Origin of the sequence: Amycolatopsis sp. VS8301801F10 (assembly GCF_046195355.1) — a bacterium.
Taxonomy (GTDB): Bacteria; Actinomycetota; Actinomycetes; order Mycobacteriales; family Pseudonocardiaceae; genus Amycolatopsis.
The window spans coordinates 6,696,884-6,723,226 of record NZ_CP176065.1 but is presented as its reverse complement, the minus strand read 5'-3'; the positions used below and the strand labels follow the sequence as shown (position 1 = coordinate 6,723,226).

The following is a 26,343-nucleotide window of genomic DNA, read 5'->3' as shown; positions in this document are numbered from 1 at the left end:
ACAACGGGAACCGACTGGAGGAGAACCGATGGCTTCGACGACTGACACGACGGCCAAGACCCAGGACGTGGAGAAGGTCAACGCCGGCCCGCTGACGAGTTCGCAGGGGACGACCACCGTCGCGGACGTGGTGGTGCAGAAGATCGCCGGGCTGGCGACGCGGGAGATCCCGGGCGTCTACGACCTGGGCGGCGGCGCGGCGCGGGCGTTCTCGGCGCTGCGGGAGCGGATCCCGGGCGCGACCGCGTCGGCCGGGCAGGGCGTCTCGGTCGAGGTGGGGGAGAAGCAGGCCGCGGTGGACCTGCAGATCGTGGTCGAGTACGGCGTTTCGATCGCCGAGGTCGCGCGCTCGATCCGGCGCAACGTGATCAGCGCCGTGGAGGGGATGACCGGGCTCGAGGTGGTCGAGGTCAACATCAACGTGGGCGACCTGCACCTCCCGTCCGACGACGACGAGGACGGCTCCGGCGACAGCGGCCGGGTGCAGTGAGCGGAGGCGGGCCGTCGGGCGGGCGAACGGACGGGGCGGCGCGCCCCGGGCCGGTGAACCCGCTCGAGGAGGCCGGCCGGATCGCCGCCGCGGTGCGGGAGCTGCCGGAGGTGGCGGACGTCCACAGCGGCCGGTTCGGCCGGGTCGCCACGCTCGGGGCGGGCGGCCGGGTGGGCGGAGTGCGGGTGACCGAGGAGGACGTGACCGTCGGCGTGACGGTGCGGACTCCGTTCTCGGCGGGCGACGTGGCGGCCGCGGTGCGCGCGGCCGTCGCGTCGCCCGGCCGTCCGGTGCACGTGCTCATCGCCGATGTCGCTGATGCCGCCGATACCGACGGCGTCGCTGATGTCGCTGATGCCGACGGCGGCGCGGACGTCGCCGATGCCGCCGGCGTCGCGGCGGCGGAAACCGAGTCGGAAAACGGGAAGGAGACGGTGTCGTGAACGCAACCGGATTGGGGCTGATCACCGGCCTCGCGCTGGGCCTGGCCGCCGCGATCGGAGGGTTCGGAGCGTTTCTGCTCGTGCTCGTGCTGGGCGCGGTGGGGCTGCTGGTCGGCCGCCTGCTGGACGGCAAGCTCGACCTTTCGCAGCTCACCGGCCGCGACCGGGGGTGAGCCGTGGCTGTCGCAGCGGAGGCCGGAATCGCTCCGGAGGAGCGGGGGAGCCTCACGATCAGCGAACACGCCGTCGAGCGGATGGCCGCGCACGCGGCGGGCGAGATCGACCGGGTCGGCGGGGCGGCGGGGCGGACGCTCGGGATCAGCCTCGGCGGCGAAGCGCTGGACCGGTCGGCGAAGACGTCCGCCCGGATCGCGGGCGGCGAGGTGGAGCTGGACGTGCGGATTTCGCTGGAATACCCGGCTCCGGTCGGCGCGACGACCGAACGGGTGCGCGGCCATCTCCGCGGGGAGGTCGAGCGCATGACCGGGATGCCGGTCCGCCGCGTCGGCATCACGGTGACGGCTTTGCACACGGAGACCGCCGGGCGACGGGTCGAGTGACGCGGCGGCTCGCGGGCGTGGTCCGGCGGGCTTGGCCGGTGCGGTCGCGGCGGCTCGCGGGCGTGGTCCGGCGGGCTTGGCCGGTGTGGTCGTGGCGTGCCGAGCGTCGGCTGTGGGCGCATGCCGGGGTCGCTGGTGGCGGGCGGGTTCGCGGGCGTGGTCTGGCGGGCTTGGCCGGTGTGGTCGTGGCGATCCAGTGGCGTGTCGAGTGTCGGCTCCGGGCGCATGCCGGGGTCGCTGGCGGCGGGGCGGGCGAAGCATGGACTTCGCCGGTCTCTCCCGATGGGGCTTGGCCGGGCTGCGTCGCCGGAGCCGGGCGGATGAAGCCGCGACCCCGCCGGTCTCTCGACGGGCTGGCCGTTGGTGCGTGCCCGGCAGCCGGTGTCCGGGGCGTGTCCGAGCGGCACCCGAACACGGCTCCGCCCAAGCCCATTAAGCGAAGGAGGATCAAGTGAAACGCCGAACCCGCCGGTCTCTCCCGGCGACCTTGACCGCCGCTGTGCTGCTGGCGGCGGCCGTCCTGGCGGCCGTCGCCGCGATTCAGCGGCTGACCGGGCACCAGCCGTGGCTGGACTACCGCGCGGTCGCCGCGGTCGTGCACGACGCGCGGTGGACCGATCTCGTCCCGGCGCTGGTCTCGGGCGCGGTCGCCCTGCTCGGGCTGGGCCTGCTGTGGGCCGCGCTCCTGCCGGGCAAACGCCGGATCCTTCCGCTGACCGGGGACCCGGATTCGGGCGCCGACTCCACGGGCTACCGGGCCGCGCTGCGGGCGGCCGCGGCGGACGTGGACGGTGTCGAGCGAGCCCAGCTTTCGACCGGTTCGCGCAAGGTCAAGGTGCGGGTGAAAACCGCGCGCACCCGGACGGACGGGCTGGCCGACGCGGTCCGGGCCGCCGTCGAATCCCGGCTGGACCGCATTTCGCCGGCCCGCCGGCCCGCGGTGTCGGTGCGGGTCCGAGCTACCAGGGAGGCGTCATGAACCGTCCGGCCGCGCTCAACCGTTTTCTGCTCGCGGTGATCGGGCTCCTCCTGCTCGCGGCGGGCGGGTTCGGTCTGGCTACCCACTTCCGCGTGCTCCGGCTCGTCGACCCCGAGGCACCGCTCGTGCCGGGGACGGAAGAACCGCCTACCTGGGTGTTTTACGTGATCGCCGCGGTGGCGGTAGTGGTGGGGCTGCTCGCGCTGCGCTGGCTGCTCGCGCAGCTCGCGCACCGGCCGCGCACGGGAGTGTGGCGGTTCGAAACCGACCCCGCCTACGGTCGCACTGAGTTGCGCGCGGACGACGCGGTCGCCCCCTTTGTCGAGGAACTGCGCGGATATCCCGGTGTGCACAAGGCGAGCGCGTCGCTCGCCGGAACCCGGGAAACCCCGGCTTTGGCGCTGATCGTCACCTGCGAGCAGGACGGGGACCTCGCCGAGATCCGCCGGCACCTCACCGAGGAGGGCCTTCCGCGGCTCAAGGAAGCGTTGGAACTGGACGACCTTCCGGTCGAGATCGAGTTCCGGTTCACCAGCCGCGCGGCGGCCCGCGTCGGGTGAGTGGCGGCGAGATCCCCGAGACCATCGTCAGCCGCGGCGTCCCGCGCGACTGCTAGGCCGGACGCGGAGTGAGCACCACGACCGGAATCTCGCGGTCGGTCCAGGCCTGGTACTTCGCGAAATCCGCGTACAGCTCGACCAGCCGCGGCCAGAGTTCGCGTCGTTCCTCCGCCGACGCGACCCGCGCCGTGACCGGGACGTCGCGGCGGCCCTTGAGGTGCACGCGGGTTTCCGGTTCCGCGCGCAGGTTGAAGTACCACTGCGGATGCTTCGGCAGCCCGCCCTGGGAGGCGACGACGACCAGGTCGTCGCCGGACCGCAGGTACAGCAGCGGGGTGGTGAACAGCCGTCCGGACTTGCGGCCTCGGTGGTCCAGCAGCAGGGTCGGCACGGGTTTGCGGAAACCCGCGCCGACGCGCCAGTTGTGGCCGACCCGGCCGTTGGTCAGGGTGAAGACCTTGGCCTGGATTCTGGCCATCTGCTTCATGAGCGCCGCCGTCACCGGCGAGTCCAGGCCCTTCGGCGCTTGGGCGGGAAGGGAAAAACGTCCCATCGTGACCTCCTGGCGAGGGGGCGGACGCGTCAGCGGGCAGGCGGTTGCGGGCGGTGCGCGGCGGTCGATCCGGCGAGCGGCATCGGGTCGAGGCCGAGTTTGCGGTGGTCCCAGGAACGGACCCGCGCCACGTCGACGCGGAGCGCGACCCGTTTGCGGAGCATGAATTCCACCATCGGCTTCACCTCGTCGGTGTACTCGCCATGGTATCGCTCCCAGATGCCGACCCCGACCGCCCAGAGCGCGGCCGGGTCGTCGACGACCTCGGCTCGTCCTTCCAGCGAGACGCCGCGCAGGGCGTCGTAGGTGAGGCCGTCCTCGATCAGCACGGTGACGCGCGGGTCGCGGCGGAGGTTGACTGCCTTCTGCGCCTTGGCTTTCGTTTCGAACCACAGCACGCCGTCGATGACCGCGTACCACATCGCGACCGCGTGCGGATGGCCGTCGGGGCCGAGCGAAACCAGCGTCGCGGTGCGCTGGGACGCGAGATAGGCGGACACCTCCTCGGGGGTCATCTCGATCTGCGCTCGCTGGTTGGTTCCCATCGGTTCCTCACTTCCTGCGGCGGGCCCCGGGCGGGCCGGCGAGTATCGAGGTCACGACGTCGACGAGGTCCTCGACGATCTGTTCGGTGGTCCAGTCCGCCGCGTCCGGACCGTGCAGGCGGCGGGTGCGGCCGACGTCGCCGAGGACGTTCAGCGTCACGGTCATCGCTTGGGACAGCCGGAAATCGAGCGTCCGCCGGGGGACGCCCGGGCTCAGCCGGTCGAGCAGGTCGACAAAGGCGGCGTTGCGCTCGAAGAACGACTCGGCGACCGCGTCCAGTCCGTCGCCGCCGGTCGCCAGCAGCCGGCCGACCAGCCGGATCCAGGATTCGCCGCCCGATTCGAGCACCGCGGCCACCGGCTGCACGAACGCGCGGGCCAATTCGCGTGCGGTGACATCCTTTTCCGGGAACTCGCGCAACACCGCGTTGCGCTCGCCGGTCACCTGGCCGAGGCGGCTGCGCAGGACGGCGTCGAGCAGGCCTTCCTTGGAACCGAAGTGGTAGTGGATCGCCGCGACGTTCGTCCGCGCCTCCTGCATCACGGTTCGCAACGACACCGCCCCGACGCCGTGCTCGGCGAAAAGCCGTTCCGCGGCGGCGATCAGGCGCTGTTCGGTGGCCGCTCCGCGAGCGGCGGGAATCCGCGCGGCGCCGGTGCCCATGGCGCGGACTCTATCAGTCGATTCAATCAGTTGATAGACTTTCGGCAGAGCCGGTCGTACAGTGATGTTCGGCCGCGCGGTTCGAGCACTGAAGGCGAGGTCCTCCAGTGCTCGAACCAGGATTCAGGGAATGAGCACGGTCTTGCCCGCCAACCGTCCCGAGGCCGCTTCGTCGTGTACGGCGGGGAGATCCGCCAGCGGGCGGCGGTCGGCGACGGTGATCCGCAGCGTCCCCGCGTCGACGCGCCTGACAAGCTCGGCCAGCTGTTCGGCGTTGCTGACGACGAAAACCTGAGCCGTCCGGATTCCGCGCCCAGGGTTCTCCGGCGGGGGAGTGGTGGCGCTGACCAGCGTTCCGCCGTCGGCGACCAGACCGGCGAGCGCTGCGATCTCCTCCGGAGTGGTGGGCACGAGGTTGAGCACGACGTCGAACGGCGCTCCGGCAACCGCGCTGGAGGCGAAGTCGAGGTGCCCGATGGTCCGGTCCGCTCCGTATTCGCGGAGGCGTTCTTCGGTGCGAGGACTCGACGTCGCGGTGACGGTCGCGCCTGCCTGATGCGCGAGCTGAACGGCGAAACTGCCGACCGCCCCGCCCGCGCCGTTGATCAGGATTGTCTGGCCCGCTTGCAGCTGAGCGTTGTCGAAAAGCGCCTGCCAAGCGGTCAATCCGCCGACCGGAAGTGCGGCGGCGTCGGGGAGTTCGACCGTCTTCGGAGCGGCGGCCAGTGCGTCGGCGGGAACGACGGCGTACTCGGCGGCCGCGCCGTCGGCGTTCATCGGCAGGAAGGCCACGACCGCGTCGCCGACCTGCCGGCCGTCGGTTCCGGGGCCCAGTTCGGCGATCGTCCCGGCGACCTCGACGCCCGGAATGTGCGGGAACGACAACGGAAACACTTCCTGCAGACCGCCCGCGCGGATTCCGAGGTCGACCGGGTTGAACGAAGTGGCGGCGACCTTCACGAGCACCTGTCCCTCGGCGGGCGCCGGCCGCTCGGCTTCTTCGAGGGTCAGGACTTCGCTTCCGCCGTAGCGATGGTAGCGCACTGCTTTCATGACATCCTCCGTAATCTGCTTCGAAGTCGAAGCAACCGTGAAGGCGAGTATGCTTCGAAGTCGAAGCAAAGTCCCGGAGACGTGAGGACGGCCACAATGTTTCGACTTCGAAGCATCTAGACTGTGGCCATGGCGGACGCGCTGGAGCCTCGGGAGCTCACCACCTATTTCGCGCTCATGGAGGCGGTGAGCCTGCTGCAGCACGCCGTCAGCCAGCAGCTGCGGGCCGAGGGCGACCTGAGTTACGTGCAGTTCGAGCTGCTGGCCCGGCTCGCCGATTCGCCCGGGCCGCTGACGATGACGGAGCTGGCCGACGGCGTCGTCTACAGCCGCAGCGGTCTCACGCATCAGGCGGGCCTGCTCGAAAAGGCCGGCCTGGTCACCCGCGGTCCCTGCGCCGACGACCGGCGGGCCACCGTCGTCGGCATTACCGACGCCGGCCGGGAGCTGGTCGCGAAGGTGCTCCCCGGGCACGTCGACGCCGTCCGCCGGTTGCTGTTCGCCCCACTGTCCACTTCGGACTTGGACGCGCTGGGCGCCATCATGACCCGCGTCCGCGACCACATGCGCGCCGAACCGCCGCGGTCGGCCACGGCGCGGCGGAGCGCGAAGGGGGGCGGCGTCCTCTAACGCGCATCGTCGTTGTTCTTAGACTGGCGGCGTGGAAGACATCGAGGCGATCGCCGTCCTGCAGGACCCCGTCCGGCGGCGGCTGTACGACTACGTGGTTTCCCAGGACCACGACGTGAGCCGGAACGAAGCGGCCGAGGGGGCCGGGATCCAGCGCACCCTCGCCGCCTTCCACCTCGACAAGCTCGTCGACGCGGGGCTGCTGGAGACGGAAAGCAAACGGCTGAGCGGGCGTTCGGGGCCCGGCGCCGGCCGCCCCGCGAAGCTCTACCGCCGGTCCGCTGCCGAACGGCAGTTCTCCGTCCCGGCCCGCGACTACCGCACCGCCGCCGATCTGCTGGCCGAGGTCGCCGAGGTCGCCCGTCTGGACACTGAACTGCAGGCCGCCGCCCGGCGCGAGGGCCGCGCTGCCGCTTGCCCGGTCGAAGACCTCGTGGCGGCGAAGGAAGTGCTGGCCGCGCGCGGGTACGAACCCCGTCTGGACGACGACGTCCTGCGCCTCGTCAACTGCCCCTTCCATGTCCTCTCGCAACGGCATCCGGGGCTGGTGTGCGGCATGAACCTGGCGCTGCTCGAAGGACTGCTCGAAGCCGCCGGCGGCCTGCGGGCCCGGATGGATCCGCGTCCCGGGCTGTGCTGCGTCGTGGTCGAGCTTTCTAAAAATAATAAGAGTTGACATAGAAGGGCCGGCGATGGTGAGGTGAGGGAGTGACGGACCACCACCTCGCCCAGCTCAACGTGGGCATCCTGAGACACCCCCTGGAAGACCCCCGGATGCACGGCTTCACGTCGATGCTCGACACCCTGAACGAGGTCGCCGACAACGCGCCCGGCTTCGTCTGGCGCCTGGTCGAGGACGGCGGCAACGACGCCACCGCGATCCGGACGTCCCTCGGCGCCGACGTCCTGGTGAACATGTCGGTCTGGGAGAACCGCGACGCGCTGTGGGACTACGTCTACCGCAGCGGGCACCTGGACATGCTGCGCCGCCGGTCGGAATGGTTCGAACTGCCGAAGGCCCCGTTCCAGGTGCTGTGGTGGGTTCCCGCCGGGCGCCTTCCGACGGTCGAGGAGGCTGTCGAGCGCCTGGAACTGCTGCGGGAGAAGGGATCTTCGCCGCGCGCGTTCGGTTTCCGGGACAGCTACCTGCCCGAAGGCGCCGCCTCCGCGCCGTGACGTCCGCCCCCCTTTCGGCGACACGTCCGGCGGGTCGCCCGGCCCGGCCGGCGGGATGGCTAGGGTGTCCGGCGTGGCGAACATGTCCCGTTGGTCGGATGAGAATGGCGGCTTGGACTTCGGTCTGCTGGTGCTGCGGCTGATGCTGGCGGTCGCGATGGGGGCGCACGGGCTGATGCAGGTCTTCGGCCTGTTCGGCGGCTCGGGCATGGCGCACTTCGAAAACCTGTTGCGCGGCTACGGATTCAGCCACAACATCGAATTCCTGACCTGGCTGACCGGCATCACCGAGGTCGGCGGCGCGGTCCTGCTGGCACTGGGCCTGCTGACCCCGCTGGCCGCGGCCGGACTGCTGGGCGTGGCCGTCAGCGCGGTCCGGGTCAAGTGGCCGGGCGGGCTGTTCGGCAGCAGCGGCCCGGGCTTCGAACTGGAACTGACGCTCGCCGCGATGGCACTGGCCCTGCTGCTGACCGGCCCGGGCTGGTACGCCTTGGACCGGCACACGGCATGGCGGCAGAAACCCCTGGGGTTCGGGGTGGGCGGGCTGTTCTTGTCCCTCTGCGCGGCGGTGGGGGTGGGTTCGCTGTTCTGATCGCGAACGGGGCCGATTTCCCGAACGGGCCTGGGCTTGTCCGAATCCGCAGTAGGGTCGGCTCATGGACGAGCTGGTCTATCAGGTTGTCGGCGCGGCGGCCGAGCGCGCGACACCGATCACCTTGGCGCAGGCCGGGTTGAAGGAGCGCGACCACTTGCAGGAGTGGGTGCTCGAGCACCCGGAGATGCTCGGTGACGGACTGCTGGTGGTCACGAGCGAATGCGACCGCTGGACCTCGGCCCGCGGCCGCGAGCGGGACCGGCTCGACGTCCTGGCGATCGACCCGGACGGGCACCTGGTGGTGGCCGAGCTCAAACGCGACGTCGCCCCGGAGACCGTGGAGATGCAGGCGCTGAAGTACGCGGCGTACTGCAGCCGGTTCACCCCGGAAACACTGGTCGAGGAGTACCGGGCGTGGCGCGCGAGCCGGGGCGAAAACCTCAGTGGGGAAGAAGCGTCCGCGCGGCTCGAGGCGCATCTGGGAGAGGACGTCGGAGGGCTGGCCGGCGCGCCCCTGGGCCAGCCGCGGATCGTGTTGCTCGCGGGCGGATTCACCGCGTCGACCACGGCGGTCGTGGTGTGGCTGCGGGAAATGGGCATCGACATCAGCCTGCGGACGGTCAGCGCGTATCAGACCGGCGGCGGGTCGGTCGTTTCGGTCAGTGCCCTCTACCCGACGCCGGGGGTCGAAGAATTCACTGTGTCTCCGCTGCTCGCCAAGCGCCAGCGCGACGAGGACGTGCGTCGCGCCGCCCGCCAAGAGCCGGCCGTGCGCCAGTTGATCGCCAGCGAGCTTCTCGATCCGGGGACTGAGCTGCGTGTGCTGGCAGGAGGACCGGACGCGGCGCAGTTCGCGGAGTGGGCCGCGGTCGCGCATCGGGACCGCGCGATCTGGACCGGCACCGCCAGCAGGCCGTTGCGCTGGGCCGGGACGGAAGCCGCGGAATGGGGAGCGACCGGCAGCTTCGCCGTGACCGGGCTGGTGAAGTATCTCTACAAGCAGGCGGGGGCGGCTGTGCCCGCGGGCGCCGCCACGCAGTTGGTCGCCACCCCGGACGGGCAGACCCTCGCCGCGCTCGCGGGCACGGGTGCCGGCAGCGGTCCCTTCGACTGGTCGGAGCTGCACCGGTTGCTCGCGAGGATTCCCGCCGGGCGTTGGACGACTTACGGCGACGTCGCGAACGTGGTCGGCACCGCCGGACAGCCGCTGGGCCGGCACCTGAGCACGTGCCGGGAATGCGAGAACGCCTGGCGGGTGCTTTCGGCGGACGGCAGTCCATCGCCGCACTTCCGCTGGGAGGACGGCCGCGACGAAACCGTCACGGACGTGCTGCGGCGAGAAGGCGTGCGGTTCGCCGGCGATGCGGCCGATCCGGCGCAGCGGCTTTCCGTCGAGCAGCTCAAGGCCTTGCTGGCCGCTGAATGAAATGCGGGCCGCTCCCAGAACCGGGGGCCGCTCCCTCTTAACGCGTAGCGCTCCCGCCTCCGTCCTGCTATCTTCCTCCCAACCGCTTGCAAATCGCAATCACTCGGAGGCTCGCCGTGCCGGACACCACCTGTCACATGTCGATGTCGTTGGACGGCTTCGTCGCCGGGCCGGAGCAGAGCAGGGAGGACCCGCTCGGGAAGCGGGGGCTGGAACTGCACGGGTGGCACCTCGGCGATCCCCGCGCGACTGACGCCGACCGGGCCGCCAGCGGATGGCTTTCGCGGCCTCGCGGCGCGTATGTGATGGGGCGCAACATGTTCGGTCCCGTCCGCGGCGAGTGGGACGAGGACTGGTCCGGCTGGTGGGGTGCCGAGCCGCCGTATCACGCGCCGGTTTTCGTGCTTACTCATCACGCTCACGAGCCGATCGAGATGGAGGGCGGGACGACGTTCTCCTTCGTCACCGGCGGGTTCGACGCGGCCTACGCTGCCGCCTGCGAGGCCGCCGGGGACAAGGGCGTCGACATCGCCGGGGGAGCCTCGACCGTGCGGCAGGCGCTCAACGCCGGGGTGATCGACGAGTTCGCTCTCGACATCGCGCCTGTCCTGCTCGGGTCGGGCGAGCGGATGTTCGACGGGGTGGAGAGCTTCGGCTTCGAGCCCGTCGAGGTGCTGCATTCGCCGCTGGCCACTCACATCCGTTATCGCCGCGTCAGTTCGTAGGCACCTCCAGCGTCGCGGCGAGCAGGCTGCGCGTGTACGGATGTGCGGGGGAATCGAGCACCTGGCCAGTGCGTCCGGATTCGACGGCCCGGCCTTCGCTGAGTACGACGACCTCGTCCGAAATGCTGCGCACTACCGCCAGGTTGTGGGTCACGAAGATCATCGACGGACCGTCGTTCATCAACGAGCGCAACAGTTCCACGACCGACGCCTGCACCGAAACGTCCAAGGCGGACGTCACCTCGTCGCAGATGATCAGTTTCGGTTCGCACACCAGTGCCCGGGCGATCGCGACGCGCTGGCGCTGGCCGCCGGACAGTTCCGCCGGGTAGCGGTCGGCCAGCCGGGCGGGGATTTCGACGCGGTCGAGCGCGGCGCGGGCGCGGCGGCGGCCTTCGCGGGCGGTGACGCCGAAATAGTGCCGGAGGGCGACCAGCAGGCCGTCCTCGACCGTCCGATGCGGACTCAGCGAGCCGTAGGGGTTTTGGAAGACATACTGCAGCTGACGTCGCGTGCGGGAATCTCGCCGGGCCGCGGAGGCGGGGATCGGCCGGCCTTCGAAGGCCACCGTGCCCTGCTGCTCGGGGTGCAGCCCGGCCAGACAGCGGGACATGGTGGTTTTGCCGCTGCCGGATTCGCCGACGACGGCGAGGCATTGGCCGGGGCGCAGGTCGAAGGAGAGGTCGAAGACCACCTGGCGTCCGCGGTAGCTGGCGTTCAGGCCGGAGACCGACAAGAGGGCCGGCTGGTCGGCGGGAGGTGCGTTCGGCTCGGGAGCGCGCGGGACACCCCGTGCCGTCCGAGCGACTTCGTTCGCGTGAAGGCACCGCGCGAGGGTTCCGGAAGCTGCGCGGGCCAAGGCGGGATGCGTTGTGCGGCAAGCGGTTGTGGCGTGCTCGCAGCGTGGCGCGAAGGTGCACCCGGCGCGGGCCTCGTCAATGCTGGGAGCCCGGCCGCGGATCGGGACCAGCCGGTGCCGGCGGGTCGCGGACGGCACGGCCGACAGCAGCGCGCGGGTGTAGGGATGCGCGGCGCGGGAGAGGACATCGCGGGCGGCGCCGTGTTCGACCACCTCGCCGCCGTACATGACCAGCACCTGGTCGGCGACGTCCGCGACCACCGCGAGGTCGTGCGAGACGTAGATCGCCGCCAGGTCCTGGGTCCGGCACAGGTCCCGGACCAGGCCGAGCACCCGCGACTGGGTGACGACGTCGAGCCCGGTCGTCGGCTCGTCCAGCACGATCAGCCGCGGCCCGGCGGCGAGCGCCATCGCGAGGGCGACCCGTTGCTGCTGGCCGCCGGAAAGCTGGCGCGGGCGGCGGCGCAGGAACGCGTCGTCGCCGGGCAGCCCGACGGTGTCCAGCAACTGCCGGACCCGGGCCAGCGCGGGCTGGTCCATTCCCTCGGTCAGCTGGGTCGACACCCGCAGGCTCGGGTTGAGCGCGGTCGCCGGGTCCTGGGGCACGTACGCGACTTTCCGGCCTCGCGCGCGCCGCAATTCCGCGGCGGGCAAGGAAAGCAGGTCGACGCCGTCGACCACGACCTGTCCGCCCGTGATCGTCGCGCCGGCGCGGGCGAAGCCCAGCAACGCGAGCGCGAGCGTGCTTTTGCCGGAACCCGATTCGCCGACGACGCCGAGGACCTCGCCGCGGCCGAGTTCGAACCCGAGATCCCGCACGATGGCGTTCCCGGCGGCCTCGACGGTCACGCCCGACACCGAGACTTCCTTGGCCACGTCAGCTCTTTCCTTCCGTGCGGCTGACCGTCCGGGCGACGGACTCGGCGACGAGATTGCCGCCGAGCGCCATCATCAGGATCAGCGCGATCGGGGCCAGCACGGGCAGCGGCGCGGCGGCCAGCCCGTCCTGGTTCTCGCTGACCATGAGCCCCCAGTCCGGGGCGGGCGGCGCGATGCCGAAGCCGAGGTAGTTCAGCGACGCGATCGCGGTGACCGCCCACACCAGCCGCATTCCGGTCTCCACCATCAGCGGCGACGTCACGCCGGGCAGCACTTCGCCGAGCACGAGCTGCCGCCCGGGAAGCCCGTTCGCCTTGGCCCACAACACGTATTCGCTGTCGAGCACCGGCAGCGCGGCCCCGCGCAGCACTCGCGAGACGCCGGGCGCGAACGCCACCCCGACGAGCGACGCGGTGAGCAGCGGATGGCGGCCGAAGGCGGCCACGAACACCAGGACGAAGATGGTCTCCGGGAAGCTCAGCACGATGTCCATCGCCCGCATGAGCACGGTGTCGGCGATCCCGTCGCGGTAGGCGGCGGTCAGGCCGATCAGCGCGCCGAGGACCACGCCGATGGCGGTGGCGAGCAGCGTCATCCAGGTGAGGGTGCCGCCGCCGGACAGCAGGCGGCTGAGCACGTCCCGGCCGAGAAGATCCGTGCCCAGCGGGAATCGCGCGCTCGGCCCTTCCAGCGGCGGCGCGACGATGGCGGTCGGCGGCCACGGCGCGAGCAGCGGGCCGAAGACGACGACGAACCCCGTCGCGGCGAGCAAACCGAGCCCGAGCCGCGCCCGTCCGGTCCGGGCCGCGCGGCGCAGCACCGAGACGCTCATCGGGTCCGCCCCGCTGCGGCGAGGACGTCCGCGAGGAGATTGCACAGGTAGTACGTGGCCGCGAGGATCAGCACGCACGCCTGCACGACCGGCAGATCGTGCGAGTTCACCGCGCTGACCAGGGCGGTGCCGAGGCCCGGATACGAGTAGACGTATTCGACCACCACGACGCCGGTGATCGTGACGGCCGCGACCAAGCCGGCGGCGGGCAGGCTCGCCGCGATGGCGTTGGGCAGCGCGTGCCGGAACAGGATGCGCCTTCTACGGAGTCCTTTGAGGACGGCCATCTGCGTGTATTCGCTGTCGAGCGCGTCGATCACCGAAGCGCGGACCAATCGGCCCAAGTACATCACCCCCATGAACGTGAGCGTGGCGACCGGAAGCACGAGTTCCGCCGGATGCCACCACGGCAGATCGCCGGGCGGGATGTCGGAGACTCCCGGCAGGACCCCGAGCATCGAGGTCGCGAAGAACGCGATCAGCAGCATGCCCACGACGAACGGCGGCAGCGCCATGCTCAGCGACGTGACCGCGACGAACGCCTTGTCCGCGAAACTGTCGCGCCGCGCGGCGCTGAGCACCCCGGCGGCCACCGAAAGCGGCAGGATCAGTGCCATCGAGAGGAAACCGAGGGTGAACGAGTTCACAATCCGCGGCCCGAGGATTTCCGCGACCGGCTCCCGGTTCTGCAGCGAAACCCCGGGATCGCCGGTGAGCAGTCCGCCGAGCCAGCGGCCGTACTGCGTCACGAGCGGCTGGTCGAGTCCGAGTTGACGGCGCAGCGCGGATACTTGCTCGGCGGTGGCGTCCTTGCCGAGGATGATCCGCGCGACGTCGCCCGGCAACGCTTGCGTCACCAGGAAAACCAGGATCGAGACCAGCAGCAGCACGAGCACGCCGAGCGCGAGCCGGCGCGCGAGCCAGCGGGCGGTCATCCGACGGTCACTTCGGTCAGGAACGACAGCGGGCGGCCGTTCACGTCGGGCACCAGCCCGTGCACCGTCGGCCGGTGCGGCATCAGCACGTCGGAGAACGCGGGCGTGATGTTCGGGCCGCTCGTGTACTCGATCTCGTGCATCTGGTTCATCAGCGCACACTGGTCTCTTTCGGGCGAGGAGAACAGTTTGCCGGCGAGCTTCACGAACGCGGGGTCGTTCCAGTTGGCGCCGTTGCCGATCCGGTCCGGCAGCAGCGAGCCGAGCACGGACGGCAGGTAGGGGACCGGGTTGTAGTCGACGTAAGCCGGCCACTTTCCCCATTTCGCCAGCAGTTCCGGCGTCGGGACCACGTTGACGCTCACCTTGACCCCGGCCTGCGCCGCGTTCTGCGCGAAAACCTGGGCCAGTTCCGACATGCCGGGCAGCAGGCCGTCGGTGGTGATCGCGAACGCCAGGTCGCGCTGCCCGGCTTCGGCCAGCAATCGCTTCGCCGCGGCGACGTCCGGAGTCCGCTGGGGAATGTCCGGCGCCGCGCACGGGGGCGCGGTGGTCTCGTAATCGTTCGCGATCCGGGCGTAGCCGCTGAAGACGTTGGACACGATCTGCTGCCGGTCGACCAGCAGCCGCAGGGCCTGCCGCACCCGGACGTCGCTGAACGGCGGGACCGCCGTGTTGAGCCCGATCCGCAGGCTGAAGTTCCCTTTGCTGTCCAGCAACCGGATTCCGTCCCGGCCGACGAGCGACTTGGCGATCGTCGGGGTGGTGTTCGACGCGATGTCGACCCGGCCGGACAGCAACGCGTTCGCCTGCGCCTGCTGGCTCTGGTACTCGACCAGCTGGACGGCGCGGAGCTTCGGCTTCCTGCCCCAGTAGCCGTCGAACCGCTCCACTGTGGACTCGCGGCCGGGGGCGAACGACTTGACCGCGAACGGCCCGGTGCCGATCGGTTTCGCCGGAGCCGACCCGGTTTTGGTCATCGGCAGCAGGACGCTCGCCCAGATCTCCTTGAACGGGCTGAACGGCTCGGTCAGTCCCACCCGGACGGTGAGCTTGCCGAGAGCCTGGACCGAGCCGGGGTCGATCATCTGGATGAGCGCCAGGCCCTGCGCGGCGTGCGCGGGATCGCGCAGGTATTTGATGCTCGACACGACGTCGGCGGAGGTGAACTCGGTCCCGTCGGTGAACTTCACGCCCGGGCGCAGCGTGATCGTCCACTGTGTCCGGTCGGCGTTCGGGGTCATGCCGGTCGCGAGCCGCCATTCGGCTTTGCCCGCCGGGTCCAGCGCGGTCAGCCCTTCGAAGAGCAGGGAGCTGCGCAGTTCCTGGATCGGGCTCTGGCTGCCGACGTAGGGATTGAGGCTCTCGCCCGCGTCGGCGGAGACGGAGACGCGCAGCGTGCCGGGGCCGCGCGCGGCCGCGTCGTCGGGAGGGCTGCAGCCGGCGACCAGCGCCGCGGCGAGCAGGAAGGTGGGCAGGCAACGGGGTCTGCACGACACTGGGGACCTCCAGGGAAGCCAGAAATCTAAGCAGTTAGACAAGCCCGGCGTCGCCACAGGGTACGGCCAGTTCCGGCGTGAGGGAAGAGTCTACAAGTGGAGAAGCTAATCGTTTAGAGTGTGCCTTTCGGCCCCGGTCGGCGACCAGAGAGGAAGCAGCCGCATGACCAGTCCGTACGAGCGCCTGTTCGTGAGGAAAATGCCCAACTGCCTCGATGACCTCGTCAACGAGGGAGCCGCGGCGGGCGTCGTCGAACCGCCCAACGTCGGCGAATCGCTCGCCCTCATGCGCGCGAAGGAGGTCCCGGAGAGCAAGATCCACCTCACCTACACGTGGATCGGCGAATGCGACACTCCGGTGCAGTGGGTGAAGGAGCACCAGCACGACTACGACGAGGTGCTGATCTGGCACGGCAACGACCCGGCGAACCCGGACGACCTCGGCGCGGAGATCTACCTCGACATCGAGGGCTTCCGGCACGTGATCACGACCAGCGGTTCGGTCTACCTGCCCGCCGGGACCCGGCACTGCCCGCTCGGCTTCACCCGGGTGGACCGGCCGTTCCGGTTCAGCGCGCTGTCGCTGAATTCGGAGTACGCCTCGGACGAGCACAACACGCTCGCGCCGTAGCGAGCAGCCGCCCCGCCGCGCGGTTGCCGCGGCGGGGCGGTCACCCGCTGGCGACCGCCCCGGCGGGCACGGCCGGTTCGGCGGAGCCGGGTTCGCAGCCGCAGGTCACGCCGATGCTGAGCGTTCCGTCCAAGACGGCCGAATCGCCGCGGCCGTCGAGCGCGTCGAAGGCCCGGACCGCGAATTCCTCCAGCGGAAGGCGGACCGTGGTGAGCGGGACGTCGCCGAGCCGGGCTTCCCGGGTCCCGTCGAAACCGACGACCGCGAGATCCTCCGGCACGCGCAGCCCCAGGCTGTGCGCGATGCGGATGGTCACCAGGGCCTGCTCGTCGGTGGTCGCGTAGACCGCGCGGATCCGGCGGCCGCTCGTCAGCACCTCGCGCACCGCGCGGCCCGCCTCGACCTTGTCGAAGGACGTCCGGACCAGCCTGCCCTCGGCGGGCAGCCCGGCGTCCGCCATCGCACGCCGCCAGCCGCCTTCGCGTCCTTCGGCCGGTCCGACCGCGATTTCGCCCGCCACGCACCAGATGTCCTCGTACCCGTGCCCGAGCAGGTGCTCGGTGACGCGCCGCGCCCCGGCGAAGTCGTCGAACACCACGCTGGGCGAATCGTCCGGCGCCGTCCACTGCAGGAACACGCACGGCGTTTCGGCCGCCAGCCGCGGCTTTTCGCCGGTCGTCACGAAAATCCCGCGCGGCCGCAGTTCGGAGAACGCCTCGCCGTATTCGTCGGCGAGCCCCGGCCGGTAGCCGGTGTTGCCGAGCAGCGTGAGCAATCCCCGGCGGCGCCCTTCCGCCTCGAGACAGCGCGACATCTCGCCGAAGAAGGCGTTCGCGGTGTCCGGCACCAGCACGCCGACCAAATTGGACCGGCCGCCGCTCAGCGCCCCGGCCAGCGGGTTGCGCCGGTAGCCGAGCATCCGGATCGCGTCCTCGACCTTGCGCCGCGTTTTCTCCGCCACCGGGCGGGGACCGTCGTTGACGACGTAGCTGACGACCGCCGTGGAGGTCCCGGCCAGCCGCGCGACATCGGACAGAACCGGCCGGCGCCCGGGACGCCCGGCACGGGGGAATTCGCCGGTTTCCGCTGCCACGGTGCCACTCTAGAGCACCGCGGCGGCGGGGGCCGGGTCCATCCGGCACAGTGGGAAGTGGACGTCCGGCGCGGGCCTGCGCCGGATCAGCCGCGATGTCTCGGCGGCGCCTGGAGCGGTTCGAGCACGTCGTCGACGCTCGCCTGCGACCTCGTCCGCGGAAGCCGCTTCACGCCGACCGGCGGCCGTCCCACCCACAACACCGCCTGGGGCGAATGCCCGAGCGTGACGCGTTCGGCGAGCGTCTCGCGCAGCCGCCGCCCCGCCTGGCTCAACCGGCCGGACGACAAGCCGAACCCGGTCGCGGTCAGCAGCACTGCGCTCAGCGCTTCGCCCGCCCGCAGCCAGGCGAGATGATCGTCGCCGGGAGTGCTGAGCACCACCAGGGACGCGCCGTCGCTTCGCAGCTCCGCTTCGCCTCGCGGAAGCGGCAGCCGGTTTCCCGCTGTCTGCGTCGCAGTGCGGACGAGGACCCCTTGCGCAGCGAAGGACGCGCTTCGTGCGTACGCCGCTTCGGCACGCAGTTGGGCGGGAACCTGTGCGCCTTCGCCGAGCGCGGTCATCAGGTAGCCGCGGACCGCGCGGTCCTCCACCAGGTGCAGAACCGCGCCTTCGCGGGCGGCTGCTTGCGACAGCCGGTCAAGGCAGTCCGCGGACACCGGCCGTCCGCCGCACGGCCGCAGGTCCTCCCGGCGGCGGGCGATCGACGTCGCCAGCGCGGCTTCCGCGGGAACAGGTTCGCCCGGTCGCGGCGTCACGACGGCCAGATGGCCCGGTTCCGCCGCGGACGGCAGCCGGTCCACCGAGCAGGCCCAGCCGAGACCGGCGAAGGCGATCCGCAGGTGGTGCAGGGCCGCGCCGCCGCTGAGCGTCTGCCATCGCCCGGCCGGGTCGTCGACGGGTCTGCGCCGGCTCGGGTCCGCGTACAGGTGAAGGGCGCGGTAGCCCGTGCGCCACTGCCAGGGCGGGGCGTCGGAGGCTCCCGGGGCGAGCAGTGCCGCGGCCACCGCCGCCTCTACGGCGGCGGCGCCGGGGGCCCGCGAATTCGCCCTTGAATTCGGCTGTGAATCCGGCATTGTTGCTTCCCGCTCGAGTTGGGGGAGTGCGTGCGGTCGGTGCCAGCCTCCATGGTGCGCCCCCGCACCGGCCCGCGATAGGGTCCAAGGTTCATCAATTCGGAGCGACCTGCGTCCTCGCCCGGCGGCCCGCGCTCCGGGACGCGCGAGGCTCCGCGGGTCCCGCGCGGGCGGCGGAGCCGGGCGAATGACCGGTGGTCGGCCCGGCCGCGCCGGGCGCCCGGTCTCGAAGTCCTCCGTGCCCCCGCGAGCCGCCTCGCGGGCGGAGTTTGCCCGGCCGGTCCGGGGGAATCCGGCGGGGGACGAGGAGGAGACGCATGGTCGAAGTGAGCCGGACGGTGCCCGCGCCGCCGGAAGCTGTGTTCGAGGTCCTGGCGGACGGCTGGTCCTATTCCGGCTGGGTGGTGGGCAGCTGCCACATCCGCGATGTCGACGCGAGCTGGCCCCAGCCGGGCGCGCGGATCCACCACAGCATCGGGGGATGGCCGCTGCAGCTGGAGGACACGACCGCGGTGGTGGCGGTCGAACCGGGGGTTTCGCTGGAGCTGGAGGCTCGCGGCGGCGCGCTCGGCACGGCGAAGATCGAGCTGTCGCTGGTTCCGGACGGCGCGGGCGAGACGACGGTGCGGATGGCGGAGTCGGTGACCGGCGGGATGGGCGCCCTGCTGCCGGAGAGCGTGCAGGCGCTGGTGCTGGGGCCGCGGAACCGGGAGTCGCTGGCGCGGTTGTCGGCGCTGGCGCTCGGGCGCTGGCGGGGGACCGGGGCGGATCCGGCGTAGCGGTGGTGGCGGCTGACCCGCCTGACGAAGCCGGGGCGGGTCAGCCGTAGACGGCTCGGTTCGCCGCGCGGATCACCGCGGCGTAGCCCGGGCCCAGGACGTGGTCGCGGGCCAGCGCGGCGCGGGCGGCGTTCGCGCCCGGCCCGCCGTGGACCGCGCCGCCGGGATGGGCCGCGGCTCCGGCGAGGTACAGCCGGTCCACCGGGGTGTCCGCCCGGCCGAGGCCCGGCACCGGGCGGAAGAACAGCTGCTGGTGGATCGCCGTCGTGCCGCCGTTGACCGCGCCGCCGACGAGGTTCGCGTCGTGGCCGGCCAGTTCCGCCGGGCCCTGCACGCGGCGGGCCAGGATCAGGTCCCGGAACCCGGGTGCGTTGCGCTCCACGGTTTTCTCGATGCGTTCGGCCTGCCGCCGCACGGTGTCCCGGTCGCTGCCGCGCGGGACGTGCGTGTAGGCCCACACCGCTTCGGTACCGGCGGGAGAGCGCGTCGAGTCCGCGGTCGTCATCTGGCCCAGCAGCAGGAACGGCTGCTCCGGCACGCGGTCCCGGGCCAGTTCCGCGCCGAAAGCGGACAACCCGTCCTCGTCGCAGCCCAAGTGGACGGTCCCCGCGCTGCGGGCGTCCTTCGCGGTCCACGGGATCGGCTCGGACAGCGCCCAATCGACCTTTACGGTCGCGCTGTCCCATTCGAACACCTCGAGATCCGCCAGCAGTCGCGAGGGCAGCCATTGCGATGCGACGAGCTTGCCGTACAACGTCGTCGCCGCGACGTCGGCCAGCACCGCCTTGCGGGCCCGGATCGGTTCGCCGTCCGCGCAGCGCACGCCGACCGCTTGGCCGCGCGCCACCAGCACTTCGGTCACCGGGACTCCACAGTGGACCGAGCCGCCCTTGGAACGGAGCCTGCGCACCAAAGCGGCCACCAGTTCGCTCGCGCCGCCCTCGGGGACAGGGAATCCGATGTCCTGGGCCAGCATTCCCAGCAGCCAGCCGAAAACCGCGCTTCCGGCGTTGTCGACGGAAAGGTCGCTGTGCGCGGCGTTTCCGGACAGCAGCAGCCGGGCGCCTTCGCCCTCGAAACGTTCGCGCGCGAACCGGCGGGCCGGGAGGGTGAGCATCCGCGCGAGGCGCAGCAGTTCGGCGGTTCCGGTGCGGCGCAGGAATCGGGCACCGGCCCGCAGCGGCGGGAACGGCGTGAACAACGCGTCGAGGAATTCGTCGCGGAACCCTTGCCACTGCGCGAAAAGCTCCCGCCAGGATCGGGCGTCCCCGGGAGCGAACTGCTCGACCGACTCCGCCGTGCGGTCGAGGTCGCGGGAAAGAACGGCGCAGCGGTCGTCCGGGAAGACGTGCGCGAGCGCGGCCGGCGCGTGCAGCCAGCGCAGGCCGTGCTCGGTCAGATCGAGCCCGCGCAGCACCGGGGACGCCGCGCCGAGCGGGAAGAACGCGGCGCACAGGTCCGAGCGGAAGCCGGGCGCGGTGATCTCTTCGGTGCGCAAGGCCCCGCCCGCAACGGGTTGTTCTTCCAGGACGACGACATCCCAGCCCTGGTCGGCGAGAAGATTCGCCGCGACGAGGCCGTTGTGCCCTGCCCCGATGACGATCGCGTCGGCGGTGTGCACGGGCTCAGGCCTGCGACTGGCGGGTCGGGCGGCCCCGGCCCAGCGCCCGCGCGCGGCCGAGCGGACCGGGTCGCGACGAGGCGAGCGGCGGCGACGGCGCGCCTTCCTTCCGGCGCATCCCGGCGACCAGGTCCCGGACGGCTTCGGCCGAGCTGTACCGCGGCGTCCAGCCGAGCACGAGCCGTGCCCGCGAGCTGTCGACCAGCGCCGCGCGGTCGGCCAGTTCGAGCCAGCCGGGGTGCAGCGGCTGAAGCCCGGCGAGCCACGCCGCGCGAGCGACCGTCCGCGCGACGGGTTTCGGCACCGCGACCCGCGTGCCGCCGACCGCGCGGGCGAACGCCGCCGCGTCGAGCACGTCGTCGGCGGCGAGGTTGAACGGGCCGACCGCGCGCTGTTCGAGAGCGAGCCGGAACGCTTCGGCGACGTCGTCGGTGTGCACGGCCTGCAGCCGCAAGCCCGGCCACAGCGGCACCGGGGAGAACCGGCCGCCGATCAGCCGGGGCGGCAGCACCGGCGGGAGCAGCCACCGGGTGAACTCGCCCGCCGCGCGCCGCTGCAGGATCGCGCACGGGCGCATCCACGCGACGGAGACCTCCGGATGCGAGGAGGTGAACAGGTCCAGCGCGTCTTCCAGATCCGCCTTGCCCCGGCTGTAGGCGCTGGCCGCGATTCCCCGGCACGGCCAGTCCTCGGAGACTTTTTCGTCGTTCGGCTCCGGCGAGTAGGCCGCCGCCGAAGACGCGCACACCAGATGCCGGACGCCCGCCCGGTCGACGGCTTTCAGCACGTTCGCGGTGCCGCCCTCGTTGGTGCGCGCCATCGGCGGCTCGCCCCACGCGGGGGAGATGGCCCAGGCGAGGTGCACGACGGCGTCCGCGCCGGAGAACACTTCGGTCAGCATCTCGTCGGCGCCCGGCGCGCCGACGTCCGCCGAACGCCACTCCGCGCGCGAGTACGGTTCAGCGGCGCGATCCGGCACCCGGCGCGCGACCCCGGTGATTTCGTGGCCGGGGCCGAGGGCGCGCAGCAGCGCGGTGCCGACGTTGCCGCTGGCGCCTGTGATCACGATCCGCATGCGAGCCGTTTACCCGCTCCGCACCGGCGGAAACGTTGCGCCGGGCGGGCCTCGGTCACTCCGGCCCGCTGTCCGCCTGCTCCGGCGTCGCGAGCCCTTTCCCGTCCCGGAATTTTTCCAATACGGTTGACATAATACACCTGACCCATAATCCTGGGGTTCGCTCAAGGGAGGGAGCAGTCATGTCCGGACAGCCGAAGACGCGGACCACCGAAGGCGTGGTGCAGGGGCGCTGGCGGCAGGGGCACGCGGTGTTCCGCGGCATCCCCTACGCCCAGCCTCCGGTCGGCGCGCTTCGCTTCGCCGCACCCGCGCCGCCGCACCGTTGGGAAGGGACGAGGCAGGCGGTCGAGTTCGGGCCCGCGACGCCGCTGTCCCTGCCGATCGACGTGCCCCCGCAGGGCGACGACTGGCTGACGCTGAACGTCGGCACTCCGGATCCCGGCGCGGCGGGGCTGCCGGTGCTGGTGTGGATCCCTGTGGGCGGCTACCTGTCGGCGGCGTCGAGCGACCCGATGTGCGACCCGGCGGCGCTGGCCGGGGCGGGAGTCGTCGTGGTGACCCTCAACTGCCGCGTGGGCGCGGAGGGATTCGCGTTCCTCGACGACGCGCCGCCCAACCGCGGGTTCCTCGACCAGATCGCGGCGCTCGAGTGGGTGCAGCGCAACATCGCCGCCTTCGGGGGCGACCCCGGCCGGGTGACCGTGGGCGGGGTGTCCGCCGGGGCGGGCTCGGTCGCCGCCCTGCTGACGATGAAGTCCGCGCGCGGCCTGTTCCGGCGGGCCATCGCCCATTCGGTGCCGGGGCTGCACAGCACCCCCGCGCTGGCCCGGCAGGTCACCGCCGCGTTCGCGGACCGGCTCGGCGCGGCGGCCCCCACCGCCGAGGCCCTGCGCGACATCGACCCGTGGCGCCTGGCCGCCGAGCTCACCACCTTCAACGCCGGCCTCCACGCGCACCGGGAGAGCTGGGGACGCCTCACGGAGACCGGCACCGCGCTGTGCCCGGTCGTCGACGGCGAGGTCCTGCCGGAAACGCCTTGGCCCGCGCTGACCGGCGCGCGGGCGAGCGGGATCGAACTGCTCGCCGGGCACACCCGGGACGAATTCCGGTACTTCAGCGTCGTGAGCGGGCGGTACGGCACCTTCACCGAGGAGCACGCCCGCGCGGCCCTGGAACTGCACGCCCCGCGGCCGGACGGCGCGCGGGCCTACCGTGCCGCGTTCCCGCAGGCGGGTCCGGAGGAACTGGTGGAGACGGTGTATTCCGACGCCCTCTTCCGCATGCCGTCGCAGAAGCTGGCCGAGGCGAACGCCGCGGCGGGCGGCACCTCGTACCTGTTCGAACTGTGCTGGACCGCCCCGGCCCTCGGCGGCATCCTGGGCGCCTGCCACAGCCTCGACGTGCCCCTGGCGTTCGGCACGCTGGACAGCCCCGTCGGCGTCCAGCTCCTCGGCGAGAAGCCCGGTCCCGAGGCCGTCGCGCTCTCCCGCGAACTCCAGGACGCCTGGGTCCGCTTCGTCACCGCCGGCGACGCGGGCTGGCCCGCCCATCGCCCCGGCGAGCACCTCACCCGCGTCCTGGACGTCGAGTCGAAGACTCTGCCCTACCCCGAAGAGGCATCCCGCCGGATCTGGGAAGGCAGCTTCCCCGAACCCTTCGACGTCTCGTAGCCGTCCGGAGACCCCGGTCACCCGCTGTCCAGTCCAATTTGACTTCGCATGCGAACACATGTTCGACTCCCGTCCTGGGCCGCCGAGAGCCGGGACGGTCCGGAGCGGGGAAGCGAGCGGGTGAGCCTGAGGTGAGCGAGTGGCCGTCGAGCGTGCGGAGAGTGGATCCGCCGATTCCGGTGTGGGTGGGCGTGCGGAAGCTGCTCGTGCTGGGCACGGAGGTCCTCGCGCCGCGCGACCGCGCCGGGCTGCGGATCGAGACCGAGCACCCGGGGCTGCTGTTCGAATGGGCGCGCCGGGAGGACGGCGGGCTGCTCGGCTGGGTCACCTACCAGCTCGTCACCGCCGACGACCAGTGGTCGCGGCCGGTCAGCCACTACGTGCCCGCGCACCTGCTCCGCCGCCGGGGGCCCGCGCGGCGGCAGCGGTACGGCGACTACCGGCCCCGGACGCACGGGTGATGGGCCGGGTGCGGGAACCTTCGTCCGGGTAGTAATTTCCCTTGCGAGCGAGGGGAGCGGACGACGGTGGCGGGTCTTCATGTCGGCTGCGCGATGTGGACGCACAAGGCGTGGCCGGGGCGGTTCCTGCCGCAGTCGCTGCCCGCGAAGGAACGCCTCCGCGCGTACGCGAGCTGGTGCAACGCGGTCGAAGGCAACACGACCTTCTACGCGACTCCCGCCCGCGGCACCGTCGAGACGTGGGCGCGGCAGACCGGCCCCGATTTCCGGTTCGTGGTCAAGGTGCCCAAAGCCGTGACGCACGAGCGCCGGTTCGCCGGGGTCGAGGCCGAGATGCGGGCGTTCCTGGACGCGCTCGAACCCCTCGGCGAGCGGGCGGTCCTGTGGACCCAGGTGCCCGGCTCGTTCGGCCCCTCCGACGTCGACGTGCTCGGCCGCTTCCTGCGCCGCCTTCCCGCCGGCCTGCGGCGCGCGGTGGAGGTGCGCCACCCGGAGTTCTTCACTGACGGCAAGGCCGCGTCGCTGCTGGAGGGGACGCTCGCCGCCGCGGACGCCGAGTGGGTGCCGTTCGACACCACGGTCTTCTTCCAGCGCCCGCCGACCAGCGAGGCCGAGCAGGACGCCTGGGCGAAGAAACCGCGGCTGCCGCGCCGGACGCGGGCGCTGACCGACCGGCCGGTCGTCCGCTATCTGGGCCGGGATTCGGTGGAGGAGACGGTCGCGGGATGGCAGCCGTGGACCGAGGTGGTCGCCGGCTGGCTGCGGGAAGGCCGCTCGCCGACGGTGTTCCTGCACACTCCCGACAACGACGAAGCACCGGCGCTCGCCCGCCGGTTCCATGCCGAGGTGCGGGCGCTGGTGCCGGAGCTGGAGGCGTTGCCCGAACCGGAGCCGGTGGAGCCCGCGACGCTGTTCTGAGCCCGGCCCGGTGATTAGCGGACCTGATCGCGAACAATGCCGGATCGAGCGCACTGCGACGCTTTTCCTGGGCCGCTTGGCCCAATTCCTCGCCGGACGGCTTTCGGTTGTCTCCCTTCGTGGTGAACTCGAGGCCGGTCGGTTGCGGGGCGAAGGGGGATGAGTCGTGCTGATGGTTTCCTTGGCATTGCTGGGTTCGAGTGTGCTCGCGGTGCCGGGAACGGCCGCCGCGCCGGTTCCCTGTGACCAGGCGAGCCTCGTCGCCGCTGTCACGGCCGCGAACGCGCATCCGGGCAGTTCTCTCGAGCTGACGGAAAACTGCACCTATCAGCTCACCGCGGCATTGCCCGCGATCACCGCCGCGACCACCGTCCACGGGCACCACGCCACTCTCGCTCGCGCCCGGACCGCCGCGCCGTTTCGCCTTCTGCGCACCGACGCGGCCGGGGTGTCGATCTCCGACCTTTCGGTCACCGGCGGCCGCACCGCGCCGGGCGAGGACGGCGGCGGCATCCTCAACACCGGAGCACTGACCCTGACCCGGGTGACGATCCGCGGCAATTCCACCGGAGACGGGCCGCCCGCCGCCGACGGCGGTTCCGGGGGCGGGGTGTTCAGCTCGGGCGGCACGCTGTCGATCGCCGACAGCACGGTCGACGGCAACGCCACCGGCAGCGGCGGGCCCTGGGCCCGGGCCGGCCAGGGCGGTTTCGCCGGTTCCGGCGGCAACGGCGGCGGAATCGGCGTCCGGCAAGGCGTTTTGACCGTCGAGCGCAGTTCGGTCGGCGGAAACCGGACCGGGGGCGGCGGAGACAGTTCGGCGGCTCCCGGCGGCGAAGGCGACAGCTGGGCGCACGGCGGATCCGGCGGCGGGATCTGGAGCACGCAACGAACTACCGTCACCGGCAGCACCGTGTGCGACAACAGCGCGGGCGACGGCGGGACCGGCGGCCCGGTCGGCAGTTCGCCCAGCGGATCCGCCGGTCATGGCGGACCCGGCGGAAACGGCGGCGGCGCCTATGTCGCCGGCGCCACGACATTCGCCCACAGCACGGTGTGCCGCAACACTTCCGGCGGCGCGGGCACCGGAGGTTCCGGCGCCACCCGCGGTTACGACGGAAACGCGGGCGACGGAGGCGGACTCTGGACCGGCGCGGGCACGGCGGCCCTCGTCGACGCCACGATCGCCGACAACCGCACCGGTTCGCCCGGCACGGTCCGCCCGGGAACTCCCGGCTCCGGCGGCGGGGTCTACGACCACGCCGGCGAGCTGACCGTCACCGGCGGCCTGGTCGCCCGCAACCGCGGCGGGCAGGACGGCGGCGGCGTCGGGCTGCACAGCACGCGGAAGCGCCCGGCGGCGAGCTTCCGGATCACCGGAGCGCGGATCGCCGACAACCTCGCCGGCGGCAACGGCGGCGGGATCGCGGTTTCGAGCGTCCACCTCGGCGCGGCGCACGTTCTTGCTGACAGCATCGTCACCGGGAACACCGCGTCCCAGGGCGGCGGGATGCACCTCGGCTCCGGCAACACGGTGAAGCTGGAGCACGACACGATCTCCGGAAACCACCCCGACGACTGCGTCCCGCGCGGCTGCGGAAAGGCCGGCTGAC

30 protein-coding genes are annotated in these 26,343 nt (G+C 72.0%); 18 read left to right on the top strand and 12 right to left on the bottom strand.

Going from position 1 to position 26,343, the window contains the following annotated elements; genetic code table 11:
- Positions 1 to 28 precede the first annotated feature (28 nt).
- The 6 genes from F9C11_RS31070 to F9C11_RS31045 all read left to right on the top strand — a co-directional run bounded on the left by F9C11_RS31070 (position 29) and on the right by F9C11_RS31045 (position 3,032).
- A complete protein-coding gene (locus F9C11_RS31070) occupies positions 29 to 490 on the top strand; it encodes an Asp23/Gls24 family envelope stress response protein (RefSeq protein WP_409180909.1) in 462 nt (153 codons plus the stop codon).
- A 53-nt stretch (positions 491 to 543) separates the two neighbouring features.
- Positions 544 to 933, top strand: a complete 390-nt coding sequence (locus F9C11_RS31065; protein ID WP_409180908.1) for a hypothetical protein — start codon at positions 544 to 546, stop codon at positions 931 to 933.
- Entirely contained in the window at positions 930 to 1,106 is a 177-nt protein-coding gene (locus F9C11_RS31060; RefSeq protein ID WP_037370607.1) for a hypothetical protein, read from the top strand. The genes F9C11_RS31065 and F9C11_RS31060 overlap by 4 nt, the downstream gene beginning before the upstream one ends.
- Before the next feature lie 3 nt (positions 1,107 to 1,109).
- Positions 1,110 to 1,493, top strand: a complete 384-nt coding sequence (locus F9C11_RS31055; protein ID WP_409180907.1) for an Asp23/Gls24 family envelope stress response protein — start codon at positions 1,110 to 1,112, stop codon at positions 1,491 to 1,493.
- Positions 1,494 to 1,944: 451 nt separating this feature from the next.
- The gene (locus F9C11_RS31050) at positions 1,945 to 2,472 is read left to right on the top strand and encodes a DUF6286 domain-containing protein (protein ID WP_409180906.1); all 528 of its coding nucleotides are present in this window, start codon (positions 1,945 to 1,947) and stop codon (positions 2,470 to 2,472) included.
- Complete coding sequence (locus F9C11_RS31045; protein WP_409180905.1) at positions 2,469 to 3,032, top strand: alkaline shock response membrane anchor protein AmaP; 564 nt, start codon at positions 2,469 to 2,471, stop codon at positions 3,030 to 3,032. The genes F9C11_RS31050 and F9C11_RS31045 overlap by 4 nt, the downstream gene beginning before the upstream one ends.
- A gap of 52 nt (positions 3,033 to 3,084) precedes the next feature.
- Here F9C11_RS31045 and F9C11_RS31040 read toward each other — a convergent pair whose 3' ends face one another.
- The 4 genes from F9C11_RS31040 to F9C11_RS31025 all read right to left on the bottom strand — a co-directional run bounded on the left by F9C11_RS31040 (position 3,085) and on the right by F9C11_RS31025 (position 5,847).
- On the bottom strand, positions 3,085 to 3,585 hold the full coding sequence (locus F9C11_RS31040; RefSeq protein WP_409180904.1) for a nitroreductase family deazaflavin-dependent oxidoreductase: 501 nt from the start codon (positions 3,583 to 3,585) through the stop codon (positions 3,085 to 3,087).
- A gap of 29 nt (positions 3,586 to 3,614) precedes the next feature.
- On the bottom strand, positions 3,615 to 4,130 hold the full coding sequence (locus F9C11_RS31035; protein WP_409180903.1) for a pyridoxamine 5'-phosphate oxidase family protein: 516 nt from the start codon (positions 4,128 to 4,130) through the stop codon (positions 3,615 to 3,617).
- Between the two features lie 7 nt (positions 4,131 to 4,137).
- Positions 4,138 to 4,794, bottom strand: a complete 657-nt coding sequence (locus tag F9C11_RS31030) for a TetR/AcrR family transcriptional regulator (RefSeq protein ID WP_409180902.1) — start codon at positions 4,792 to 4,794, stop codon at positions 4,138 to 4,140.
- A 123-nt stretch (positions 4,795 to 4,917) separates the two neighbouring features.
- Positions 4,918 to 5,847, bottom strand: a complete 930-nt coding sequence (locus F9C11_RS31025) for an NADP-dependent oxidoreductase (protein WP_409180901.1) — start codon at positions 5,845 to 5,847, stop codon at positions 4,918 to 4,920.
- A 129-nt stretch (positions 5,848 to 5,976) separates the two neighbouring features.
- Between F9C11_RS31025 and F9C11_RS31020 the strand changes: the two genes are divergently transcribed.
- The 6 genes from F9C11_RS31020 (at position 5,977) to F9C11_RS30995 (ending at position 10,399) form a co-directional block, all read left to right on the top strand.
- On the top strand, positions 5,977 to 6,477 hold the full coding sequence (locus tag F9C11_RS31020; RefSeq protein ID WP_409180900.1) for a MarR family winged helix-turn-helix transcriptional regulator: 501 nt from the start codon (positions 5,977 to 5,979) through the stop codon (positions 6,475 to 6,477).
- Positions 6,478 to 6,508: 31 nt separating this feature from the next.
- Positions 6,509 to 7,153, top strand: a complete 645-nt coding sequence (locus F9C11_RS31015) for a helix-turn-helix transcriptional regulator (RefSeq protein WP_409180899.1) — start codon at positions 6,509 to 6,511, stop codon at positions 7,151 to 7,153.
- Positions 7,154 to 7,185: 32 nt separating this feature from the next.
- The gene (locus F9C11_RS31010; RefSeq protein ID WP_409180898.1) at positions 7,186 to 7,653 is read left to right on the top strand and encodes a DUF3291 domain-containing protein; all 468 of its coding nucleotides are present in this window, start codon (positions 7,186 to 7,188) and stop codon (positions 7,651 to 7,653) included.
- Positions 7,654 to 7,765: 112 nt separating this feature from the next.
- Positions 7,766 to 8,245, top strand: coding sequence for a DoxX family membrane protein (locus F9C11_RS31005; protein WP_409180897.1), 480 nt, complete (start codon positions 7,766 to 7,768; stop codon positions 8,243 to 8,245).
- 64 nt (positions 8,246 to 8,309) lie between these two features.
- Positions 8,310 to 9,674 (top strand): hypothetical protein, encoded by a 1,365-nt coding sequence (locus tag F9C11_RS31000; RefSeq protein ID WP_409180896.1) that lies wholly within the window; start codon positions 8,310 to 8,312, stop codon positions 9,672 to 9,674.
- A gap of 137 nt (positions 9,675 to 9,811) precedes the next feature.
- The gene (locus tag F9C11_RS30995) at positions 9,812 to 10,399 is read left to right on the top strand and encodes a dihydrofolate reductase family protein (protein ID WP_409180895.1); all 588 of its coding nucleotides are present in this window, start codon (positions 9,812 to 9,814) and stop codon (positions 10,397 to 10,399) included.
- Here the strand turns inward: F9C11_RS30995 and F9C11_RS30990 are convergent.
- From F9C11_RS30990 to F9C11_RS30975, 4 genes are read right to left on the bottom strand one after another with little or no spacing between them, the layout of a single operon-like run.
- Positions 10,389 to 12,134, bottom strand: a complete 1,746-nt coding sequence (locus F9C11_RS30990) for a dipeptide ABC transporter ATP-binding protein (RefSeq protein ID WP_409180894.1) — start codon at positions 12,132 to 12,134, stop codon at positions 10,389 to 10,391. The genes F9C11_RS30995 and F9C11_RS30990 overlap by 11 nt on opposite strands.
- 1 nt (position 12,135) lies before the next feature.
- Positions 12,136 to 12,969, bottom strand: a complete 834-nt coding sequence (locus tag F9C11_RS30985; RefSeq protein WP_409180893.1) for an ABC transporter permease — start codon at positions 12,967 to 12,969, stop codon at positions 12,136 to 12,138.
- Positions 12,966 to 13,904 (bottom strand): ABC transporter permease, encoded by a 939-nt coding sequence (locus tag F9C11_RS30980; protein WP_409180892.1) that lies wholly within the window; start codon positions 13,902 to 13,904, stop codon positions 12,966 to 12,968. Before F9C11_RS30980 ends, F9C11_RS30985 begins: the two co-directional genes overlap by 4 nt.
- The gene (locus tag F9C11_RS30975) at positions 13,901 to 15,403 is read right to left on the bottom strand and encodes an ABC transporter substrate-binding protein (RefSeq protein ID WP_409180891.1); all 1,503 of its coding nucleotides are present in this window, start codon (positions 15,401 to 15,403) and stop codon (positions 13,901 to 13,903) included. Before F9C11_RS30975 ends, F9C11_RS30980 begins: the two co-directional genes overlap by 4 nt.
- A 163-nt stretch (positions 15,404 to 15,566) precedes the next feature.
- Between F9C11_RS30975 and F9C11_RS30970 the strand changes: the two genes are divergently transcribed.
- Positions 15,567 to 16,034: a hypothetical protein gene (locus F9C11_RS30970; protein ID WP_409180890.1), complete on the top strand. Its 468-nt coding sequence runs from the start codon at positions 15,567 to 15,569 to the stop codon at positions 16,032 to 16,034.
- A 40-nt stretch (positions 16,035 to 16,074) separates the two neighbouring features.
- On the opposite strand, the gene F9C11_RS30965 is transcribed toward F9C11_RS30970, so the two are convergent.
- Positions 16,075 to 17,127 carry a LacI family DNA-binding transcriptional regulator gene (locus F9C11_RS30965; protein ID WP_409180889.1) on the bottom strand — a complete coding sequence of 351 codons (1,053 nt, stop codon included), beginning with the start codon at positions 17,125 to 17,127 and terminating at the stop codon, positions 16,075 to 16,077.
- Positions 17,128 to 17,213: 86 nt separating this feature from the next.
- The gene (locus F9C11_RS30960) at positions 17,214 to 18,134 is read right to left on the bottom strand and encodes an NAD(P)H nitroreductase (protein WP_409180888.1); all 921 of its coding nucleotides are present in this window, start codon (positions 18,132 to 18,134) and stop codon (positions 17,214 to 17,216) included.
- Between the two features lie 386 nt (positions 18,135 to 18,520).
- On the opposite strand from F9C11_RS30960, the gene F9C11_RS30955 reads away from it, so the two are divergent.
- A complete protein-coding gene (locus tag F9C11_RS30955; protein WP_409180887.1) occupies positions 18,521 to 18,982 on the top strand; it encodes an SRPBCC family protein in 462 nt (153 codons plus the stop codon).
- A gap of 40 nt (positions 18,983 to 19,022) precedes the next feature.
- Here F9C11_RS30955 and F9C11_RS30950 read toward each other — a convergent pair whose 3' ends face one another.
- The gene (locus F9C11_RS30950; protein WP_409180886.1) at positions 19,023 to 20,603 is read right to left on the bottom strand and encodes a phytoene desaturase family protein; all 1,581 of its coding nucleotides are present in this window, start codon (positions 20,601 to 20,603) and stop codon (positions 19,023 to 19,025) included.
- A 4-nt stretch (positions 20,604 to 20,607) separates the two neighbouring features.
- Entirely contained in the window at positions 20,608 to 21,678 is a 1,071-nt protein-coding gene (locus tag F9C11_RS30945; RefSeq protein ID WP_409180885.1) for an NAD-dependent epimerase/dehydratase family protein, read from the bottom strand.
- Positions 21,679 to 21,860: 182 nt separating this feature from the next.
- On the opposite strand from F9C11_RS30945, the gene F9C11_RS30940 reads away from it, so the two are divergent.
- The 4 genes from F9C11_RS30940 (at position 21,861) to F9C11_RS30925 (ending at position 26,342) form a co-directional block, all read left to right on the top strand.
- Positions 21,861 to 23,351 (top strand): carboxylesterase/lipase family protein, encoded by a 1,491-nt coding sequence (locus F9C11_RS30940; RefSeq protein WP_409180884.1) that lies wholly within the window; start codon positions 21,861 to 21,863, stop codon positions 23,349 to 23,351.
- A 161-nt stretch (positions 23,352 to 23,512) separates the two neighbouring features.
- A complete protein-coding gene (locus tag F9C11_RS30935; RefSeq protein ID WP_409180883.1) occupies positions 23,513 to 23,812 on the top strand; it encodes a hypothetical protein in 300 nt (99 codons plus the stop codon).
- Between the two features lie 93 nt (positions 23,813 to 23,905).
- Entirely contained in the window at positions 23,906 to 24,730 is an 825-nt protein-coding gene (locus F9C11_RS30930; RefSeq protein ID WP_409187009.1) for a DUF72 domain-containing protein, read from the top strand.
- A gap of 166 nt (positions 24,731 to 24,896) precedes the next feature.
- A complete protein-coding gene (locus F9C11_RS30925) occupies positions 24,897 to 26,342 on the top strand; it encodes a hypothetical protein (RefSeq protein ID WP_409180882.1) in 1,446 nt (481 codons plus the stop codon).
- Position 26,343: the final 1 nt, after the last annotated feature.

Coding starts and splice junctions, on each gene's coding strand:
- F9C11_RS30955 (WP_409180887.1), top strand. CDS start 18,521: ATGGTCGAAGTGAGCCGGACGGTGCCCGCGCCGCCGGAAGCTGTGTTC.
- F9C11_RS30970 (WP_409180890.1), top strand. CDS start 15,567: ATGACCAGTCCGTACGAGCGCCTGTTCGTGAGGAAAATGCCCAACTGC.
- F9C11_RS30980 (WP_409180892.1), bottom strand. CDS start 13,904: ATGACCGCCCGCTGGCTCGCGCGCCGGCTCGCGCTCGGCGTGCTCGTG.
- F9C11_RS31000 (WP_409180896.1), top strand. CDS start 8,310: ATGGACGAGCTGGTCTATCAGGTTGTCGGCGCGGCGGCCGAGCGCGCG.
- F9C11_RS30930 (WP_409187009.1), top strand. CDS start 23,906: ATGTGGACGCACAAGGCGTGGCCGGGGCGGTTCCTGCCGCAGTCGCTG.
- F9C11_RS31070 (WP_409180909.1), top strand. CDS start 29: ATGGCTTCGACGACTGACACGACGGCCAAGACCCAGGACGTGGAGAAG.
- F9C11_RS31025 (WP_409180901.1), bottom strand. CDS start 5,847: ATGAAAGCAGTGCGCTACCATCGCTACGGCGGAAGCGAAGTCCTGACC.
- F9C11_RS30995 (WP_409180895.1), top strand. CDS start 9,812: ATGTCGATGTCGTTGGACGGCTTCGTCGCCGGGCCGGAGCAGAGCAGG.
- F9C11_RS30945 (WP_409180885.1), bottom strand. CDS start 21,678: ATGCGGATCGTGATCACAGGCGCCAGCGGCAACGTCGGCACCGCGCTG.
- F9C11_RS31020 (WP_409180900.1), top strand. CDS start 5,977: ATGGCGGACGCGCTGGAGCCTCGGGAGCTCACCACCTATTTCGCGCTC.
- F9C11_RS31035 (WP_409180903.1), bottom strand. CDS start 4,130: ATGGGAACCAACCAGCGAGCGCAGATCGAGATGACCCCCGAGGAGGTG.
- F9C11_RS31040 (WP_409180904.1), bottom strand. CDS start 3,585: ATGGGACGTTTTTCCCTTCCCGCCCAAGCGCCGAAGGGCCTGGACTCG.
- F9C11_RS30940 (WP_409180884.1), top strand. CDS start 21,861: ATGTCCGGACAGCCGAAGACGCGGACCACCGAAGGCGTGGTGCAGGGG.
- F9C11_RS31030 (WP_409180902.1), bottom strand. CDS start 4,794: ATGGGCACCGGCGCCGCGCGGATTCCCGCCGCTCGCGGAGCGGCCACC.
- F9C11_RS30985 (WP_409180893.1), bottom strand. CDS start 12,969: ATGAGCGTCTCGGTGCTGCGCCGCGCGGCCCGGACCGGACGGGCGCGG.
- F9C11_RS31045 (WP_409180905.1), top strand. CDS start 2,469: ATGAACCGTCCGGCCGCGCTCAACCGTTTTCTGCTCGCGGTGATCGGG.